Genomic DNA, 18,213 nt, shown 5'->3' with positions numbered 1-18,213 from the left:
TCATGCCCCCGGGCCCCGGCCGTATGCGTCTTTCAGTTTGTGAAAACAGGCGCTTTCGAAACTCAAGCGCTTTTGAGCATCAGAGGCTGTTGAAGAACACCACGATGACGCCGATGGGGGCGACGTAACGCGACACGTAGTGCCACAGCACGCGCCCTTTCGGCCCCAGGCCCAGCTCCTGCTTGACGTCGTCGCTGTCCAGGAACCAGGCGGTGAAGACGATCACCGCGAGCCCGGTCAGCGGCAGCATCAGCTTGCTGGTGAGGGCATCGAGCAGATCGAAGACGTTGAAGCCGAACGGCTGGAAGCCGGACCAGAGGTTGAACGCCAGCAGCGCGGCGATCCCCAGGCTCCAGGTCGCCAGCGCGGCGACGAACGCCGAACCGAGGCGCGACAGCGGCGTGCGCTCTTCGAGGAACTCGGTGACCGGCTCCAGCAGCGAGATCGCCGAGGTCAGCGCGGCTACCGTGAGCAGGGCGAAGAAGATGGTGCCGAACGCCAGCCCCCAGGGCATGTCGATGAACGCCAGCGGCAGGGTGACGAAGAGCAGGCCCGGGCCGGCGCTGGGGTCGAGATTGTTGGCGAAGACCACCGGGAAGATCGCCATGCCGGCGCCGAGGGCGATCACCGTATCCAGGATCACCACGGTACGCGCGGTCTTGATCAGATCGACGTCCTGCCCCAGGTAGGAGCCGTAGGCCATCATGATGCCCATGCCCAGCGACAGGGTGAAGAAGGCGTGACCCAGCGCGGCGAGGATGACCCCACCGTTGAGCTTGCTCCAGTCGGGAGAGAACATGAAGGTGGCCGCTTCGCCGAAGCCGGAAGTGGTCATGCCGAAGCCGATCAGCACGATCAGCGCCACGATCAGCAGCGGCATCAGCCACTTGGCGGCGCGCTCCAGGCCGCCCTTGACCCCGCCGGCGACGATGCCGAAGGTCAGCAGCATGAACAGCGTGTGCCACAGCAGCAGCGTACCCGGCTGGCCCAGCAGGGTGGTGAAGTAGTCACCCACGCTGACCCCGCTGGAGCGGCCGAGATCACCGCTCAGCGTGCTCCAGGTGTAGTTGAGCGACCAGCCGCCGACCACGCTGTAGAAAGAGAGAATCAGGAACGACCCGAGCACGCCGGCGATCCCCACCAGCACCCAGTCCGGCGATTTCTTCTCCTTGCGGCTGAGCGTCTGCATGGTGTTGATCGGGTTGGACTGGCCGCGGCGGCCGAGCAGCCACTCGGAGACCAGGATCGGCAGCCCGATCAGCGCGATACACACCAGGTAGACGAGCACGAACACGGCGCCGCCGCTGTCGCCCACCATGTAGGGGAATTTCCAGATATTGCCGAGCCCGACCGCCGAGCCGGTCGCCGCCAGGACGAAGGCCGTGCGAGAGGACCACTGCGCATGGGTGTGGGATTTGGCCATGAGTTCACCATCGACTGGATGTGTTGTTGGAAGTCCACCGGGCCAGCCGGGGCTTCTTATTTTCCGCGCGGATTATATCGACTCGCGCATTGTTGATCCCGCCCTGCGCGGGAAAAGCGATAAAAAACGGGGCAAAAGCCCGGAATCTCCTCGCTAAGCACGCTCTTCACAACCGCTGGACAACGTGGGCTGATCCGGCGGCAGGGCCCGAAGCGTCAGGCCGTCGCGAGGGCGCTGTGAACCCCTCCCTGGGCGCTACCTTTGCCATCCCTGGCAAAGGACCCTCGCTTTGCCCTGCCTCCGGCGCCCATCGTCAGAGGGTTTGTAAACACGCTCTAAAGCACCGTCTCAGCGTGGATGGAAGCGCTCCGGCAGATGCGCCCGATGGGCAAAGTGCCGGGCGTTCTTGTAGGGCATCTTCATGTAGCCGGAGATCCCCAGACCGTCGATCTCCGGCACCGCCGCCAGCAGCGTCTCCAGACACTGGCGAAACTCCCCCTCGCGGGCCGGGTCGAGCAGGCGGTAGTGGCTGTGAATCTTGAGATGGGTCGGCAGCGCCTCGAAGATGATCATCCCGGTGTGGTGGATGGCGTTGAGGCGTGACAGCGCCTCGATCATCACCGGCGGCAGGCGCAGGAACTCTTCCGGGTCGGGGCCATCCTCGAAATAGGAGTGCTCACGGCTGGTGTCCTCCAGCTCCGGCGTGGGGCTGACCTCGTAGGGGATCGCCCAGCCGGGCTCGGGCACGAACGGCTGGGCAGGGTCGTCGCGGTCGATGTGCAGGGTGCGCCGGGCATTGAACAGACACGCCTTGAACACGCCCTCGGGGCGATGAATCGCCCGTGCCAGGGTGACCATGTTGTTGACCGCGGCGACGAAGGCGCTGCGCAGTTCGCTCTCGTGCAGGCTCAGCGAGGTGTCGACCTCCACCCCGGCATCACTCCAGCGCAGCGCCAGCCCGCCCACCACCGGATAGCGGCCTAGCCGACCCACCGCGACCAGGAACGCTTTCTCGAGATCGCCCATGCCCTGCATGAAGTGCTTGTAGTAGCGGTCGAGCTGCACGTCGTTGACCGCCCGCAGGGCGTCCTCGTCGCGCCCTTCCTGGCGCGCGTCCTCACGCAGGAAGGCCTTGCGCGAGCTGTAGACCACGGTCTCGATCTCCTGCTCCAGCGAGCGCACCCACACCGGCACCAGCGGTGTCTCCGCGGGAGAGGCGATCTCGGGCAGCCGGGTGCGGGCGATCCGCGGCATATGGGCGAGGAAATAGTCCCCGGCGCGGCGCGCCAGTCTGGGGTCGTCGGCGAGCATGGCATCCAGCAGGCGCGCGAACTCCACCGGCAGGCCCAGCGCGGTGGCCGGGATGGTGGCACGGCCGAAGCGGCTCGACTGCGCCGAGGCCAGGGCATAGAGGGTCGCCGCGGCACCCTGCTCGTCGAAGCGCGGCGACGATAGCGCGCCGTTGAGCTGGGCCTCGCCGATATAGTAAACGTCGCCCATGCGCGCATTGGTGTGCTGCAGGTCGTCGGACATCAGCGCCATCACGTGGCGCGACAGGAACTGGCCCGCGGCATCGAGCTGGGCGAAGACCGAGGAGCCCCAGTCGATCAGCGCGATGTGCCCGCTCTGTGGGTCGAACATCAGGTTGGAGGGCTTGATGTCGCCGTGGACCACGATGCGCCCCTGCTCGGCATCGCGCCGCAGCGCGCGCAGGATATCGGCGAGCTGGGCGGCGATGGCGATGATCAGCCGCGCCGGCAGGCGCCCGTGGCGCAGCGAGTACTCCTCCAGATTGACCCCGGGGGCGCGCTGCATCACCAGCATCGCCTGATGGCGCAGGGTGCGATAGGCGATCAGCCGCGGCACCCGTGGATGCTCGACCTGCTCGAGCATGAACGCCTCCTCCTCGAGGCGCTCGTGGAACGCCTGGGGCAGATTCTGGCGGGTGAACTTGAACACGTGGCTGGCGCCACCCGCCTCGATGCCGGCGAAGACGAAGCCGTAGGCGCCCTTGCCGATCAGCTCGACGTCGCGATAGCCGATCTGGGTCAGTTGGCGGCAGCAGCGGGCGATCCAGGCGCGCAGCTGGCGCGCCTGGCTCTGGCTGAGCAGGTAGACCGACTGCTCCTCGGGGATATAGAACTGCTGCAGTCCCGTCGGCTCGGAGGTCATGGGATCGACTCAGCGCAGCTCGGCGAGCATGCTCTCCGGCGCTTCGAGGTAGCCCTTCCAGCGGTTGCAGAAGCGCGCCATGGTGCCGCCATCGAGCACGCGGTGGTCGCCGGACCAGGTCACGGTCATGATCGAGCGCGCCACCACCCGCCCCTCGGCATCGAAGCGCGGCAGCCGCTGCACTCGGCCGAGGGCGACGATCGCCACTTCCGGCGCGTTGATGATCGGCATGGCGTAGGTGCCGCCGAGCGCGCCGATGTTGGAGATGCTGATGGTGCCGCCCTTGAGATCCGCCGGCGCCACCCGGCCCTCCCGCGCGGCGCGGGTGAGGCGCTCGACCTCGGCTGCCACCTGGCGCAGGCTCAGCGTCTCCACATGCTTGACGTTGGGCACCAGCAGGCCGCTCTGGCTATCCACCGCCATGCCGATATGGCACCCGGGCTGATAGTGGATCGCCTCGGCGGCAGCATCGAAGCGGCAGTTGAGCAGCGGGAACTCGCTCACCGCCAGCGCCAGCGCCTTCATCAGCAGCGGCATCAGGGTGAGCCGCTCGTCGCGCTCGGCGAACCTGGCCTTGAGCCGCTCGCGCAGGGCCAGCAGCTCGGTGACATCGAACTCGTCGCCGTAGGCGAAGTGGGGGATGCTCGCCGCGGCCTCGCTCATGCGCCGCGCCATCACCGCGCGGATGCCCTTGAGCGGCTCGATCCGATCCCCCGCCGCTGGCTCGCCAGCGCTGGTGGTCGGGCTCTGGGCCCGGGCCTGGCTCTGATTCTCGTCGCCACGCTCGGCCGCAGGCTGCGCTGTCTCGGCGGCACTGTCACGGCGCTGCTGGAACGCCAGCACGTCCTCCTTGAGCACGCGGCCATCCTTGCCGCTGCCGGGAATCTCATCGAGCGTCAGCCCCAGCTCGCGCACCCGCCGGCGCACCGCCGGGCTGGCGGGGATACGCCGCCGCCCAGTCGACGATGCCGCGGGCGCCGAGGTTCCACGTGAAACACTCGCCAATGCGGTCGACTGCGAGGTCGACTGCGAGGTCGACTGCGAGGTCGACTGCGAGGTCGACTGCGAGGTCGACTGCGAGGCGTCGGCTGCCGCGCCAGGGGCCGTGTCGGTTGTCGTGCCGGAAGCGGTGGACGTTTCGCTCGTCGCGGGGTGATAGGTGAACAGCGGCGTATGCACCCGGGCGCTCTCGCCGACCTGGCAGTGGTGCCGCGCCAGGCGCCCCGCCTCGGGCGCGGTGATCTCCATCACCGCCTTGTCGGTACTCACCTCGACCACCGGCTGGTCCTCGGCGATCTCCTCGCCTTCCGCGACCCGCCACGCCACCACCTCGCACTCGACGATGCCCTCGCCGAGATCGGGCAGCAGGAACGGCTTGGCCGCGGTGGGGGCCGGCTCGTCCTGCAGCGTCGGTTCGCCCTGTGACGTCTGTTCGTCCTGCGGCGTCTGTTCGTCCTGCGGCGCCGGCGGCTGCGGAATTTCCGTCTCGGGGGTGGCCGCCTCGGGCGCGGGCGCGCGGGCTGCCGGGCTGGCGGCGGCGCTATCGGTGTCCGCCGAGACGACATAGGCGAACAGCGGCGCATGCACGCGGGCGGTCTCCCCCTCGCCGCAATAGAGCCGGGTCACCCGCCCGGCGTCGGGCGCGGTGATCTCCATCACCGCCTTGTCGGTGCTCACCTCGACCACCGGCTGATCCTCGGCGATGCTGTCGCCCTCGGCGACCAGCCACTTGACCACTTCGCACTCGACGATGCCTTCACCGAGATCGGGTAGTAGGAAATCGCTCATCTCACCCTCCTCGGCTTTGTACGAAAACTGCCTGTGCTCGACCATACGGCGTTAAAAACCAGCTCAAAGTACTCATTTACACCCCGTAAACTCCGTCTTTTCGCTGATTTTTGCCTTGTCTGGTCATCGCTCGCCGACTTTTCGTACATAGCCTAAAAATCCATCGTCTGCTGGATCGCTTCGAACACCTTCAGGGGCCCGGGCATGTACTCCTTCTCCAGCGTCAGCGGAAACGGCGTATCGAGCCCGGTGACCCGCGCGATCGGCGACTCCAGGTAGAGGAAGCAGCGGCTCTGGATGGTGGCCGCGATCTCGGCGGCGAAACCGCCGGTCAGCGGCGCCTCGTGGCTCACCACCAGCCGCCCGGTCTTCAGCACCGAGCTGGCCACGGTCTCCACGTCCCACGGCACGATGGTGCGCAGGTCGATGATTTCACACGAGATACCCGCCTCCTCGGCCATCTCCGCCGCCTGCTCGACCACCTCGACCTGGGCGCCCCAGGCGAGCAGGGTGATGTCTTCGCCGGCCTTGATCACCTCGGCCTGGCGCAGCGGCAGCTGGTAGTCCTCGTCCGACACCTCGCCCACAGCGGCGCGGTAGAGGCGCTTGGGCTCGAAGAAGATGACCGGGTCCGGCGAGCGGATCGCGGCCAGCAGCAGCCCCTTGGCCTGATGCGGATTGCGCGGCACGACCACGGTCAGCCCCGGGGTGTGGGCGAAATAGGCCTCCGGCGACTGCGAGTGGTAGTGGCCGCCGGCGATACCGCCGCCGTAGGGGGCGCGGATGGTGAGCCCGCCGACATCGAACAGGCTGCCGGAGCGGTAGCGGAACTTGGCGCTCTCGTTGACGATCTGGTCGAACGCCGGAAAGATGTAGTCGGCGAACTGGATCTCGGCCACCGGCACCGAGCCCTGAGCCGCCAGCCCGTTGGCGAAGCCGACGATGCCCTGCTCCACCAGCGGGGTGTTGAAGCAGCGCTCGCGGCCGTACTTCTCCTGCAGATGGCTGGTGGCACGGAAGACCCCACCGAACACGCCCACGTCCTCGCCGAAGCAGAGTACCCGCGGGTCCGCCGCCATGGCGGTATCCAGCGCGTTATTGATCGCCTGGAGTAGATTCATGCGGCTCATGGGCGTGCCTCCCCGTCATGGGCCGAAGGGTCATCCCGCAGCGCCTCATCGGCCTGGTCGGCATCGAGCCAGGGTGCGCTGCGCGGATAGGCCTCCGGGTGGCGCCGCACATGTGCCACCAGCGTCTCGAACTGCTCGCGCAGCGCCGGCGGCACCTCGGCGTAGACGTCGGTGACCAGCGTCTTCAGCGCCGGCGGGCGGCGCTTCTCGGCGCGCTTCATGGTATCGAGCACCTCGCGGCGCAGCGACTCCACCAGCTCGCGCTCTTCGTCTTCCTCCCACCAGCCGCGATCGAGCAGCCAGCGCTGCAGGCGGCGCAGCGGGTCCTTCTTGCGCCACGCCTCCTCCTCCTTCTTGCTGCGGTAGCCGGAGGGGTCGTCGGAGGAGGAGTGCGCCGCCAGGCGGTAGGTCATCGCCTCGATCAGCACCGGCTCGTTCTCCTCCACCGCCAGCCGCCGGGCCTCGCGGGTCGCCTCGTAGACCGCCAGGGCATCGTTGCCGTCGACCCGGATCGACTGCATGCGATAGCCGAACGCGCGCGCGGCGACGCCGTCGCCGGCGAACTGCTCGGTGACCGGGGTAGAGATGGCGTAGCCGTTGTTACGGCACAGGAAGATCACCGGCACCTTGTGCACCGAGGCCATGTTGAGCGCGGCGTGGAAATCCCCCTCCGAGGCCGCCCCCTCGCCGAAGATCGCCAGCGTGCAGTGGCCCTGGCCGGCCAACTTCTGACCGTAGGCGTAGCCGGTGGCCTGGGGAATCTGGGTCGCCAGCGGCGACGAGATGGTGAGGTAGTAGAGCTCACGCGAGCCGTAGTGGATCGGCATCTGGCGGCCGTGGGCGGGGTCGCCCTGATTGCCGAACAGCTGATCCATGAAGGCCTCGGTGGTAAAGCCGCGGTAGGCCAGCGCCCCCTGTTCGCGGTACTGCGCCATGATCATGTCGGCATCGTCGAGTGCCGCGGTGGCGCCGACCACCGCGGCCTCCTCGCCGGTGCACTGCATGTAGAAGCTGAGCCGCCCCTGGCGCTGGGCCGCCATCATGCGCTCGTCGAGCACCCGGGTGTAGAGCATGGCGCGGTAGAGGCGCCGCGCCGTGTCGCGTTCCAGGCTCGACTGGCCCGCACCGGCGTAGAGGGTGCCATCGGGCTTGAGCAGCGTGAATACGGGGATCTGGATATCGTCGCCATTGGCGAAGACGGGCTTGTGGACCGGCTTCGCCGTGGATCGGGTCGTCTTCATCTGGCGCTTCCTGAAATCGAGATGGCCGAGAGAGCGATGCGCTTTGTGAGCGGCTTTCGACATATGACCTTGACGTTAATGTCAACTCGCCGCCATCCGACCTTGGTCTTTCAGCACTAGGTCCTATTGTCCTGCGCGACGCAGCGTCGCTAGAACAGTGCGACGCGCCCGATCTACCCGGTCAGGCGCGTGCGTCCTCTGATCATGAGGCTATTTACAGACGGATTCTTTCCAGACGGACTATTTCCAGAAGGACTATCTCCAGACGGACTACGCCCGGCCGGGCTGCTCCAGGCGGATGCGTTCCAGACGGGATTTTCCAAGACGAGGAGTGTCGACTGCTCATGGACTTCGAACTCGACGCCGACCAGCAGGCCTATCGGGAGGCGGCACGTCAGTTCGCCCAGCGCGAAATGGCACCCAACGCCGCCGAATGGGACGCCAACAGCGTCTTTCCGGTGGATGTCCTGCGTCAGACCGGAGGCCTCGGCTTCTGCGGCCTGTACACCCCGGAAGCCGCCGGCGGGCTGGGGCTGAGCCGCCTCGATGCGACCCTGATCATCGAGGAGCTGGCCCAGGGCTGCACCTCCACCACCGCCTTTCTGACCATCCACAACATGGTCAACTGGATCCTCGCCAGCTACGCCACCGAGGCCGTGCGCGAGGCCTGGCTGCCGTCGATGCTCACCGGTGAGAAGCTCGGCTCCTACTGCCTCACCGAACCCAACGCCGGCTCCGATGCCGCCTCGCTGCGCACCCGGGCGCGCCGCGCCGGCGACGCCTACGTGATCGACGGCAACAAGATGTTCATCTCCGGCGCCGGGGATACCCAGCTGCTGGTGGTGATGGCCCGTACCGGTGCCCCCGATAGCGGCGCCGGCGGCATCTCCGCCTTCGCCGTGCCGGCGGACACGCCGGGCATCGACTACGGCAAGAAAGAGACCAAGATGGGCTGGAACAGCCAGCCCACCCGGGCGATCAGCTTCGATGGCGTGCGCGTGCCGGCGGACCACCGCCTCGGCGACGAAGGCGAAGGCTTCCGTATCGCCATGCGCGCCCTCGACGGCGGGCGTATCAACATCGCCACCTGTTCGGTAGGCACCGCCCAGGCCGCGCTCACCACCGCCCACCGCTACCTGAACGAGCGCGAACAGTTCGGCCGGACGCTGGCCAGCTTCCAGGCGCTGCAGTTCAAGCTCGCCGACATGGCCACCCAGCTCGTCGCCGCGCGCCAGATGGTGCGCCTGGCGGCGAGCAAGCTCGACCGCGGCGACCCCGACGCCACGCTCTACTGCGCCATGGCCAAGCGCTTCGCCACCGACCAGGGCTTCGCCATCTGCAACGAGGCCCTGCAGCTCCACGGCGGCTACGGCTACCTGCGCGACTACCCGCTGGAGCGTCACGTGCGCGACTGCCGGGTGCACCAGATTCTCGAAGGCACCAATGAGATCATGCGCCTGGTGATCGCCCGCCGCCTGCTCGACAAGGACGACCTGGAGACCCTGACATGACCGACCACGCCGCCGACGGCCTGCGCCTGGAACGCCGTGGCGCTATCGCCGTGCTGACCATCGACAACCCGCCCGCCAACACCTGGCACGAGGGCTCACTGACGGCGCTTGCCGAGCATCTCGACGCGCTGGCCGCCGAGCCCCAGCCGCCGGCGCTGGTGATCACCGGCGCCGGCGACAAGTTCTTCTCCGCCGGGGCCGACCTCAAGCGCTTCACCGAGGGCAAGGCCACCGCGCTGGAGATGGCGACCCGCTTCGGCCGCGCCTTCGAGACCCTGAGCGCCTACCCCGGAGTCACCATCGCCGCGATCAACGGCTACGCCATGGGCGGTGGGCTGGAGTGCGCGCTGGCCTGTGACATCCGGATCGCCGAGCGCCAGGCCAAGCTGGCGCTGCCCGAAGCCAAGGTGGGGTTGCTGCCCTGCGCCGGCGGCACCCAGCACCTGCCGTGGCTGGTCGGCGAAGGCTGGGCCAAGCGCATCATCCTGTGCGGCGAGCGGATCGATGCCGAGCGCGCGCTGAGCATCGGTCTGGTCGAGGAGCTGGTCGACGCCGGCCAGGCGCTGCCCACCGCGCTGGCCCTGGCCGAGCAGAGCGGCGGCCAGAGCCCGGACGCGCTGGCGCGCTGCAAACGCCTGATCATGAACGCTCGCGACCACGGCCTGCCCCACGGCTATCGCATGGAGCGCGAACTGTTCATGGAACTGTTCGACACCGCCGCCCCGGGGGAAGGCATCGGCGCCTTCCTCGACAAGCGCCCGCCGCGCTGGCGCGAGGCCCCGACTTCGGGCGCCGGCGATGACACCCGCGACGGAGATCAGGCATGAGCGCGCCGGTGCAATTCGACACCCTGGCCACCGCCGACGGCCACCGTCTCGGGCGCATCGTCCTTGATGCCCCCAAGAGCCTCAATGCGCTGTCGCTGGCGATGATCGAGGCCATCCAGGCGCAGATCGACGCCTGGGCCGCGGACCCCGAGATAGTCGCGCTGTGGCTGGAGGGCGCCGGTGGCAAGGCGTTCTGCGCCGGCGGCGACGTGGTCGCGCTCTATAACGCCATCGCCGAGGGCCGCACCGGCCGCGACCCCGAGGCCGCGGATGGCGCCGTAGCGCGCTACTTCACCCACGAGTATCGCCTCGACCACGCCCTCCACACCTATCCCAAGCCGATCGTCGCCTGGGGTGACGGTATCGTCATGGGCGGCGGCATGGGGCTGCTGGCCGGGGCCTCGCATCGGGTGGTGACACCGCGCTCGATGCTGGCGATGCCGGAGATCACCATCGGCCTCTACCCGGACGTGGGCGCGAGCTGGTTCCTGAACCGCATGCCGGGGGCCAGTGGCATCTTCCTCGGCCTGACCGGCGCCCGCCTCAACGCCAGCGACGCCCTGTTCGTCGGTCTCGCCGACCGCCTGATCGCCGCCGAACGCCGCGACGCGGTGATCGACGATCTGCTCGAGGCCGACTGGTCGCGGCCGCGCCCGGCACTCGACCGGGTGCTGCGCACCCACGCCGCGGCGAGCCGCGAGCTCGTCCCGCCCGCCGAGGTCGCCCCGCGCCAGGAGGCGATCGCCGCACTGACCGACGCCGACTGCGACGAAGATCTGATCGCCGCGATCATCGCCGCCAGCGACAGCGACGATGCCTGGATCGCCCGCGCCGCGCGCAGCCTGGCCGCCGGCTCACCGCTCTCGGCACGGCTGATCCTGCGCCAGCTGGCGCGCTGCCGGCGGGTCTCGCTGGCCGAGGCGCTGCGCAGCGAGCTCGACCTGTCGCTGGCCTGCGCCAATCACGGCGATATTGCCGAGGGCGTGCGTGCGCTGCTGATCGACAAGGACCACGCGCCGGCCTGGCGCCACGCCCACGGCGCGGTGCCGGCGGCCGACCTCGAGGCCTGCCTCGCCCCGGCGTGGCCGCGGCAGGCGCATCCGCTACGCGAGCTGCACGACCACGTCATCGGGTAAGCGTCGCCCGCCCGCGCCACCACCAGGAGAGCCGATCGCCATGTCCGCCACCGCCGAGTTCTTCGCCGCCCGCGATTTCCTGCTCGCCCAGCGCGAAGACTATTCCCGCGCCTACCGGGACTTCCGCTGGCCACGCCTGACCCACTTCAACTGGGCCCTGGATGTCTTCGACGTTCAGGCCGCGGGCAATAGCCGCACCGCGCTGTGGCTGGTGGACGAAGACGGCGGTGAGCTCGAGCGCTCGTTCGATGACATGCGCCGGCGCTCCAACCAGCTCGCCAACCATCTGCGCGCCCAGGGGGTGAAGCGCGGCGACGCCCTGCTGCTGATGCTGGATAACGTGGTCGAGCTGTGGGAGACCCTGCTCGCGGCGATCAAGCTCGGCGCAGTGATCGTGCCGGCGACCACGCTGCTGGCCGCGCAGGACCTGCCCGACCGCCTGCAGCGCGGCAATATCCGCCACCTGGTGGTGGGTCAGGCCCATACGGCCAAGTTCGACGGGCTCGACCCCAGCCTGACACGGATCGCCGTGGGCGACGCGGTGCCCGGCTGGCAGGCCTACGACGACGCCTTCGACGCCGATGACAACTTCACACCGGACGCCCCGACCCGGGCCGACGAGCCGCTGCTGCTCTATTTCACCTCCGGCACCACCTCGCGGCCCAAGCTGGTGGTACATACCCATCAGAGCTATCCGCTGGGGTCGCTCTCGACCCTCTACTGGATCGGCCTGCGCCCGGACGACATCCACTACAACATCAGCTCACCGGGCTGGGCCAAGCACGCCTGGTCCAACGTCTTCGCGCCCTGGAACGCCGGCTGCACCATCTTCGTCTACCGCGCCGCGCGCTTCTCCGCCGCAGCGACCCTGGACGCCATCGCGCGCTACGGGGTCACCACCCTGTGCGCCCCGCCGACGGTGTGGCGGCATCTGATCCAGGAGGATCTGGCCAGCTACCGGACCCAGCTGCGCGCGCTGGTCGGCGCCGGTGAGCCGCTCAACCCCGAAGTGATCGAGCGGGTGCGCCGGGCCTGGAAGCTGGAGATTCGCGACGGCTACGGCCAGACTGAGACCACCGCCCAGATCGGCAACCCGCCGGGGCAGCCGATGCGCGCCGGTTCGATGGGGCGGCCGCTGCCGGGGTATCGCATCGCGCTGCTCGACGCCGATGGCCAGGAGCGCGACGAGGGCGAGATCGCGATCCGCCTCGACGAGCGCCCGGTGGGCCTGATGCAGGAGTACCGCGACGACGACGCGCGCATGCGCCAGGTGCTCGACGAGGGCTACTACCGCACCGGCGATGTCGCCCGCCGCGACGCCGACGGCTACTACTGGTACATCGGCCGCGCCGACGACGTGTTCAAGAGCTCCGACTACCGCATCAGCCCGTTCGAGCTGGAGTCGCTGCTTATCGAGCATGAAGCAGTCGCCGAGGCCGCCGTGGTGCCGGCCCCCGACGAGCTGCGTCTCAACGTGCCCAAGGCGTATCTGACCCTGCGCCAGGGCTTCGAAGCCGACCGCGATACCGCGCTCTCGATCCTGCGCTTCGCCGCCGCCCGGCTGGCCCCCTACCAGCGTATCCGCCGGCTGGAATTCTTCGAACTGCCCAAGACCATCTCCGGCAAGATCCGCCGGGTCGAGCTGCGCGCCCATGCAGCGACCGCCGCCGCCGACCCGAATGGCGCCCACGACGAGTACCGCGAGAGCGACTTCCCCGAACTGCGCCAGCCGCCCGGCAACCCCTGATCCTGCCCCGCGGCGCGTCCACCGCCGCGCCAGGGTTTGAAAAAAGTCAGCGCGCGCAGGTTGTTTTTTACACAGCCCAAGGAGCTTTACGCATGCAACTGGCCGACCACACCTTCATCGTCACCGGCGGCGGCTCCGGCCTGGGCGCCGCCACCGCCCAGCGGCTGGTGGCGGCCGGCGCCCACGTGACCCTGGCCGACCATGATGAGGCAGCGGCGCAGGCCCACGCCGAGTCGCTGGGGGCGAACGCCCTGGCGGTGACCGCCGATGTCACCCAGGCGGCGGATGCCGAGCGGGTGATCGCCGCCACCCGCGACCACTTCGGCGCTCTCCACGGGTTGATCAACTGCGCCGGGGTGGCGCCTGCAGAGAAGATCCACGGCAAGCGCGGCGTGCACGATCTCGAACGCTTCCGCCGGGTGGTCGACATCAACCTGATCGGCACCTTCAACATGCTGCGCCTGGCGGTGGCGGCGATGCAGGAGAACCCGGCGACGGAGGACGACGGCGAGCGCGGGGTGGTGATCAACACCGCCTCGGTGGCGGCCTACGAGGGCCAGATCGGGCAGGCCGCCTACGCCGCCTCCAAGGCCGGCGTGGTCGGGCTGACTCTGCCCGCCGCCCGCGAGCTGGCCAGCTCGGGCATCCGGGTGATGGCCATCGCCCCCGGCATCTTCGACACCGCCATGATGCAGGGCATGCCGGAGGAGGTGCGCGAAAGCCTCAACGCCAAGGTGCCGTTCCCGCCGCGCATGGGCCACGCCGAGGAGTACGCCGCGCTGGCCTGTCAGATCCTCGAGAACCGCTATCTCAATGGCGAGGTGATTCGCCTGGATGGCGGCATCCGCATGAGTGCGCGGTGAAAAGCGGCTGAGAGGGTGTTTACAAATTCGACGAGCGAAGACAAGACAAGGCGAAATCGGCCGAAAAAGCGGAGTTTACAAGGGGTAAATGAGTATTTTACTCGCTCCGCTCGCCCTTCGGGCCGTCCTTCGGACGTTCTGAACTTAGTTCAGTGAGGTCGATTTCAACGCCGTATTGTCGAGCGCAGGCATTTTGTAAGCACCCTCTGAGCATCGATCCCTCACCAGTATGAGAGAGCAGACTATGAACACCCCGGACCCGATCGTCATCGTCGGCGCCAAGCGCACGCCGATGGGCGCTTTCCAGGGCGCCCTGGGCGGGCTCAACTGCCCGCAGCTGGGCGCGGCGGCGATTCGCGGCGCCCTCGAACAGGCCCGATTGGCACCCGACAGCCTCGACGAGCTGATCATGGGCTGCGTGCTCCCCGCCGGGCAGGGCCAGGCGCCGGCGCGCCAGGCGGCACTCGGCGCGGGCCTGGCCGAGTCGACGCCCTGCACCACCGTCAACAAGATGTGCGGCTCCGGCATGAAGGCAGTGATGCAGGCGTTCGATACCCTCTCGCTGGGTCACGCCGCCCACGCCATCGCCGGTGGGATGGAGAGCATGAGCAATGCCCCCTACCTGCTGCCCAAGGCGCGCGCCGGGCTGCGCATGGGGCATGCCCAGGTGCTCGATCACATGTTTCTCGACGGGCTCGAAGACGCCTACGAGCCGGGGCGGCTGATGGGCACCTATGCCGAGGATTGCGCCCAGGCCTTCGGCTTCGACCGCGAGGCCCAGGACGCCTACGCCATCGCCTCGCTGACCCGCGCGCGTCAGGCGATCGAGAGCGGTGTCTTTCGGGATGAGATCGTCGCCCTCGACGCCCCCGCCGGCCGCGACACCCGCTGGGTCGACCAGGACGAACAGCCGCACAAGGCCAATCTCGAGCGCATCCCCCAGCTCAAGCCCGCCTTTCGCGAGGGTGGCAGCGTCACCGCGGCCAACGCCAGCTCGATCTCGGACGGTGCCGCGGCGCTGGTGCTGATGCGCCAGCGCGAGGCCGAGCGCCAGGGTCTGACCCCGCTGGCGCGTCTCCACGGCCACGCCAGCCACGCCATGCGCCCGGGCGATTTCCCGGTGGCGCCGATCCACGCCGTGCGCAAGCTGTACGAGCGGCTCGGCTGGTCGCGGGAGAGCGTCGATCTCTACGAGATCAACGAAGCCTTCGCGGTGGTGGCGATGGCGGCCATGCGTGAGCTCGCTCTCGACCACGAACGGGTCAACGTGCACGGCGGCGCCTGCGCCCTGGGCCACCCGATCGGCGCCTCCGGCGCGCGCATTGTGGTCACGCTGCTCAACGCGCTCACCCATCACGACCTGACCCGGGGCGTGGCGGCGATCTGCATCGGCGGCGGCGAAGCCACGGCGGTAGGTATCGAACGGCTGCGCTAGGCGCGGCCTGAAAAGTGCGGCGGTTCAGGACAAAGACAAGAAGAGAGGAAGAGAGATGCACAGCCACGACCCGGGCGCCCCGGCGCATGCTCAATTTCCAGCGCCCAGCTACGTCAGCGGCACCAGCGAGCAGCCACTGCTGGGCCTGACCATCGGTGACTGTCTCGACGCCGCCGCCAGCGACTGCCCCGACCGAGAGGCACTGGTGAGCTGCCATCAGAATCTGCGCTACACCTACGCAGAGCTGCGCGACGAGGCGAACCGCATCGCCCGCGCCCTGCTGGCGCTGGGGGTCGAGCGCGGCGACCGGGTGGGTATCTGGTCACTCAACTGTGCGGAGTGGGCGCTCACCCAGCTGGCGAGCGCCAAGATCGGCGCGATCCTGGTCAACCTCAACCCGGCCTACCGAGCGCGCGAGCTGGAGCACGCGCTGCTGCAGTCGGGGCTCTCGGTACTGGTGCTGCAGGGCGCCCACCGCGCCGGCGGCGAGATCCGCTCCCACTACGTCGACATCCTCTGCCAGCTCGCCCCGGAGCTGCGCGACGCCCCCGCTCCTAACGCAGAGCAGCGCCGACTCGACTGCGCCAGCCTGCCCCAGCTCAAGCAGGTGGTGTGTCTCGACCCCGAGCTCGCCACCCCGGGCATGTGGCGCTGGGACGAGCTGCACGCCCTCGCCGAGGCGGTACCCGCCGCACGCCTGGCGGCGCTGCAGGCCGAACTGCAGTTCGACGACCCGATCAACATCCAGTACACCTCCGGCACCACCGGCGCGCCCAAGGGGGTGACGCTGACTCATCACAACATTCTCAACAACGGCTACTTCGTCGGCGCCGGCATGAACCTGCAGCCGGCACAACGCGTGGTGATCCCGGTGCCGCTCTACCACTGCTTCGGCATGGTGATGGGCAACCTGGCGTGTCTCACCCACCGTGCCACCATGATCTACCCCAACGCCGCCTTCGATCCGGCGGCCACCCTGCGCGCGGTGGAAGCCGAGCGCGCCGACGCCCTCTACGGCGTACCCACCATGTTCATCGCCGAGCTCGAGCATCCCGAGTTCGCCAACTTCGATCTCTCCAGCCTGCGCACCGGCATCATGGCCGGCTCCAACTGCCCGGTGGAGGTGATGAAACGGGTGATCGAGCGCATGCACATGGAAGCGGTCACCATCGCCTACGGCATGACCGAAACCAGCCCGGTGAGCCTGCAGACGCGCCCCGACGCGCCGCTGGAGAAGCGCGTCGCCACCGTCGGCACCATTCACCCGCACCTGGAGGTGAAGATCATCGACCCGGCCAGCGGCCAGGTGCTCCCGCGCGGCACCAGCGGCGAACTCTGCACCCGCGGCTACAGCGTGATGCAAGGCTACTGGGACAACGACGCCGCCACCCGCCAGGCGATCGACCCCCACGGCTGGATGCACAGCGGCGACCTGGCGATGATGGACGACGACGGCTATGTGGCGATCACCGGGCGCATCAAGGACATGATCATCCGCGGCGGCGAGAACCTCTACCCGCGCGAGATCGAGGAGTTTCTCTACACCCACCCGGCGATCTCCGACGCCCAGGTGTTCGGCGTGCCGGACGCCCACTACGGCGAGGCGGTGGCGGTCTGGATACGCCTGGTGGAAGGCGCCGAACTCGACGCCGAAGGCGTGCGTGCCTACTGCCGCGAGCGCATCGCCCACCACAAGATTCCGCGCTACGTGAAATTCGTCGACGACTTCCCGATGACCGTCAGCGGCAAGGTACAGAAATTCCGCATGCGCCAGGCGATGAGCGACGAACTGGCGCCCTGATACCGCCTGTCGAGGCGGCCCCTATCAGGCCGCCTTGACCACCGCCATGGTCAATCGCGACACGCACACCAGCCGGCCGCGCTCGTCCTCGATACGGATCTCCCACAGCTGGGTGGTGCCACCGATATGCAGCGGCCGGGCACACCCTTCGACCCAGCCTTCACGCACCGCGCGCACGTGGTTGGCGTTGATCTCCATCCCCACCGCCATCTTGCTCTCGTCGGCCAGACACAGGTTCGCCGCGATGCTGCCCAGCGTCTCCGCCAGCACCACCGAGGCGCCGCCGTGGAGCAGGCCATAGGGCTGATGGGTGCGCGCATCCACCGGCATGCGCCCGCGCAGGCAGTCGTCACCCAGCTCGGTGAACTCGATCCCGATATGCGCGACCAGCGTCTGCTGGCACTGGGTGGCGAGGACTTCCAGGGAAGCGGAACGTTTCCAGATCGACATCGATGGTCTCCTTGATCGACAGATAGGGCAGCGGGGAGTCTCCCCCTTTCGGCTAGTTGGCGCGACACCACGTTGACGTTAACGTTAATCGATCTCTATGGTCATGTCGTCCCGTGCGGTATCGCGCCACGCGCTTCTCCCGCAGCGCTGACAACGCTCACAATCACAACAACGCGGCTCCGGCAGTTGCCGGGGCCGCGAGGTCAAGGGGTGCCGACGCGGATGACCGCGATCTCTTAATCAGCGGGAGCGATGCTCCAGTTCGTGGAGCGCGGCGGACGCCAGAAAGGCCGAACGGCTCTTGATGCCGTGGAGGCTGACATAGTCGTCGATTCGCTTGACCAGCGTTCCGGGCAGGGTGACGTTGACCTTTTCGGTCTTGCCCAGGTAGGGCGTGACGTCGATCTCGACCAACCCCCAACCCCAGCCCTCGAAGTCGGGGTTTTGGCGGTGCTGCTCGATGCTGCCCGGCTTGGGGATCGGCTGGCCGGCGCTGACCAGCTCCTCGAGCTGGATATGGGCGACCTCCACCGCCATTTCATAGGCGTGAGCGACGCTGTCGCCGGCGGTGATGGCGCCGGGAATGTCGGGGAAGACGATACCGGTGGCGTGGGTGTCGTCGCCCCAATCGATGGCGATCGGATATTGCATGTTCGTTCCTCCTGGGCGGTGAGTCGCAGATAGCCGGG

At 68.3% G+C, this 18,213-nt stretch carries 14 protein-coding genes; 7 read left to right on the top strand and 7 right to left on the bottom strand.

What is annotated here, in order from left to right; genetic code table 11:
- Positions 1 to 79 precede the first annotated feature (79 nt).
- From J0A90_RS13415 to J0A90_RS13395, 5 genes are all read right to left on the bottom strand, one after another.
- Positions 80 to 1,423, bottom strand: coding sequence for a sodium-dependent transporter (locus J0A90_RS13415; RefSeq protein ID WP_207036682.1), 1,344 nt, complete (start codon positions 1,421 to 1,423; stop codon positions 80 to 82).
- A gap of 348 nt (positions 1,424 to 1,771) precedes the next feature.
- Positions 1,772 to 3,595 (bottom strand): phosphotransferase, encoded by a 1,824-nt coding sequence (locus J0A90_RS13410; RefSeq protein ID WP_207036681.1) that lies wholly within the window; start codon positions 3,593 to 3,595, stop codon positions 1,772 to 1,774.
- A gap of 9 nt (positions 3,596 to 3,604) precedes the next feature.
- The gene (locus tag J0A90_RS13405; RefSeq protein ID WP_233076781.1) at positions 3,605 to 5,383 is read right to left on the bottom strand and encodes a dihydrolipoyllysine-residue acetyltransferase; all 1,779 of its coding nucleotides are present in this window, start codon (positions 5,381 to 5,383) and stop codon (positions 3,605 to 3,607) included.
- 152 nt (positions 5,384 to 5,535) lie between these two features.
- Positions 5,536 to 6,513, bottom strand: a complete 978-nt coding sequence (locus J0A90_RS13400) for an alpha-ketoacid dehydrogenase subunit beta (RefSeq protein WP_207036675.1) — start codon at positions 6,511 to 6,513, stop codon at positions 5,536 to 5,538.
- Positions 6,510 to 7,754 (bottom strand): thiamine pyrophosphate-dependent dehydrogenase E1 component subunit alpha, encoded by a 1,245-nt coding sequence (locus J0A90_RS13395; RefSeq protein ID WP_207036674.1) that lies wholly within the window; start codon positions 7,752 to 7,754, stop codon positions 6,510 to 6,512. Before J0A90_RS13395 ends, J0A90_RS13400 begins: the two co-directional genes overlap by 4 nt.
- A 344-nt stretch (positions 7,755 to 8,098) precedes the next feature.
- Here J0A90_RS13395 and J0A90_RS13390 point away from each other — a divergent pair, with 344 nt between their 5' ends.
- The 7 genes from J0A90_RS13390 to J0A90_RS13360 all read left to right on the top strand — a co-directional run bounded on the left by J0A90_RS13390 (position 8,099) and on the right by J0A90_RS13360 (position 17,074).
- The gene (locus J0A90_RS13390; protein WP_207036672.1) at positions 8,099 to 9,265 is read left to right on the top strand and encodes an acyl-CoA dehydrogenase family protein; all 1,167 of its coding nucleotides are present in this window, start codon (positions 8,099 to 8,101) and stop codon (positions 9,263 to 9,265) included.
- On the top strand, positions 9,262 to 10,092 hold the full coding sequence (locus J0A90_RS13385) for an enoyl-CoA hydratase (RefSeq protein WP_207036670.1): 831 nt from the start codon (positions 9,262 to 9,264) through the stop codon (positions 10,090 to 10,092). Before J0A90_RS13390 ends, J0A90_RS13385 begins: the two co-directional genes overlap by 4 nt.
- Positions 10,089 to 11,228 (top strand): enoyl-CoA hydratase/isomerase family protein, encoded by a 1,140-nt coding sequence (locus J0A90_RS13380; RefSeq protein WP_207036668.1) that lies wholly within the window; start codon positions 10,089 to 10,091, stop codon positions 11,226 to 11,228. The genes J0A90_RS13385 and J0A90_RS13380 overlap by 4 nt, the downstream gene beginning before the upstream one ends.
- Positions 11,229 to 11,268: 40 nt before the next feature.
- Positions 11,269 to 12,975, top strand: a complete 1,707-nt coding sequence (locus tag J0A90_RS13375) for an AMP-binding protein (RefSeq protein WP_207036666.1) — start codon at positions 11,269 to 11,271, stop codon at positions 12,973 to 12,975.
- Between the two features lie 92 nt (positions 12,976 to 13,067).
- Entirely contained in the window at positions 13,068 to 13,838 is a 771-nt protein-coding gene (locus J0A90_RS13370) for an SDR family NAD(P)-dependent oxidoreductase (protein ID WP_207036664.1), read from the top strand.
- Positions 13,839 to 14,082: 244 nt separating this feature from the next.
- A complete protein-coding gene (locus tag J0A90_RS13365) occupies positions 14,083 to 15,273 on the top strand; it encodes an acetyl-CoA C-acyltransferase (RefSeq protein WP_207036662.1) in 1,191 nt (396 codons plus the stop codon).
- A 55-nt stretch (positions 15,274 to 15,328) separates the two neighbouring features.
- On the top strand, positions 15,329 to 17,074 hold the full coding sequence (locus tag J0A90_RS13360) for an AMP-binding protein (RefSeq protein WP_207036660.1): 1,746 nt from the start codon (positions 15,329 to 15,331) through the stop codon (positions 17,072 to 17,074).
- A gap of 24 nt (positions 17,075 to 17,098) precedes the next feature.
- On the opposite strand, the gene J0A90_RS13355 is transcribed toward J0A90_RS13360, so the two are convergent.
- Positions 17,099 to 17,524 (bottom strand): hotdog fold thioesterase, encoded by a 426-nt coding sequence (locus J0A90_RS13355; RefSeq protein WP_207036659.1) that lies wholly within the window; start codon positions 17,522 to 17,524, stop codon positions 17,099 to 17,101.
- A 240-nt stretch (positions 17,525 to 17,764) separates the two neighbouring features.
- Positions 17,765 to 18,175: a type II toxin-antitoxin system HicB family antitoxin gene (locus J0A90_RS13350; protein WP_207036657.1), complete on the bottom strand. Its 411-nt coding sequence runs from the start codon at positions 18,173 to 18,175 to the stop codon at positions 17,765 to 17,767.
- Positions 18,176 to 18,213: the final 38 nt, after the last annotated feature.

Origin of the sequence: Salinicola sp. DM10 (assembly GCF_017306975.2) — a bacterium.
Lineage (GTDB): Bacteria > Pseudomonadota > Gammaproteobacteria > Pseudomonadales > Halomonadaceae > Salinicola.
The sequence above is the reverse complement of the archived record's forward strand: the minus strand, read 5'-3'. Positions and strand labels throughout refer to the sequence as shown.

Coding starts and splice junctions, on each gene's coding strand:
- J0A90_RS13410 (WP_207036681.1), bottom strand. CDS start 3,595: ATGACCTCCGAGCCGACGGGACTGCAGCAGTTCTATATCCCCGAGGAG.
- J0A90_RS13390 (WP_207036672.1), top strand. CDS start 8,099: ATGGACTTCGAACTCGACGCCGACCAGCAGGCCTATCGGGAGGCGGCA.
- J0A90_RS13350 (WP_207036657.1), bottom strand. CDS start 18,175: ATGCAATATCCGATCGCCATCGATTGGGGCGACGACACCCACGCCACC.
- J0A90_RS13360 (WP_207036660.1), top strand. CDS start 15,329: ATGCACAGCCACGACCCGGGCGCCCCGGCGCATGCTCAATTTCCAGCG.
- J0A90_RS13415 (WP_207036682.1), bottom strand. CDS start 1,423: ATGGCCAAATCCCACACCCATGCGCAGTGGTCCTCTCGCACGGCCTTC.
- J0A90_RS13405 (WP_233076781.1), bottom strand. CDS start 5,383: ATGAGCGATTTCCTACTACCCGATCTCGGTGAAGGCATCGTCGAGTGC.
- J0A90_RS13385 (WP_207036670.1), top strand. CDS start 9,262: ATGACCGACCACGCCGCCGACGGCCTGCGCCTGGAACGCCGTGGCGCT.
- J0A90_RS13370 (WP_207036664.1), top strand. CDS start 13,068: ATGCAACTGGCCGACCACACCTTCATCGTCACCGGCGGCGGCTCCGGC.
- J0A90_RS13395 (WP_207036674.1), bottom strand. CDS start 7,754: ATGAAGACGACCCGATCCACGGCGAAGCCGGTCCACAAGCCCGTCTTC.
- J0A90_RS13380 (WP_207036668.1), top strand. CDS start 10,089: ATGAGCGCGCCGGTGCAATTCGACACCCTGGCCACCGCCGACGGCCAC.
- J0A90_RS13355 (WP_207036659.1), bottom strand. CDS start 17,524: ATGTCGATCTGGAAACGTTCCGCTTCCCTGGAAGTCCTCGCCACCCAG.
- J0A90_RS13375 (WP_207036666.1), top strand. CDS start 11,269: ATGTCCGCCACCGCCGAGTTCTTCGCCGCCCGCGATTTCCTGCTCGCC.
- J0A90_RS13365 (WP_207036662.1), top strand. CDS start 14,083: ATGAACACCCCGGACCCGATCGTCATCGTCGGCGCCAAGCGCACGCCG.
- J0A90_RS13400 (WP_207036675.1), bottom strand. CDS start 6,513: ATGAGCCGCATGAATCTACTCCAGGCGATCAATAACGCGCTGGATACC.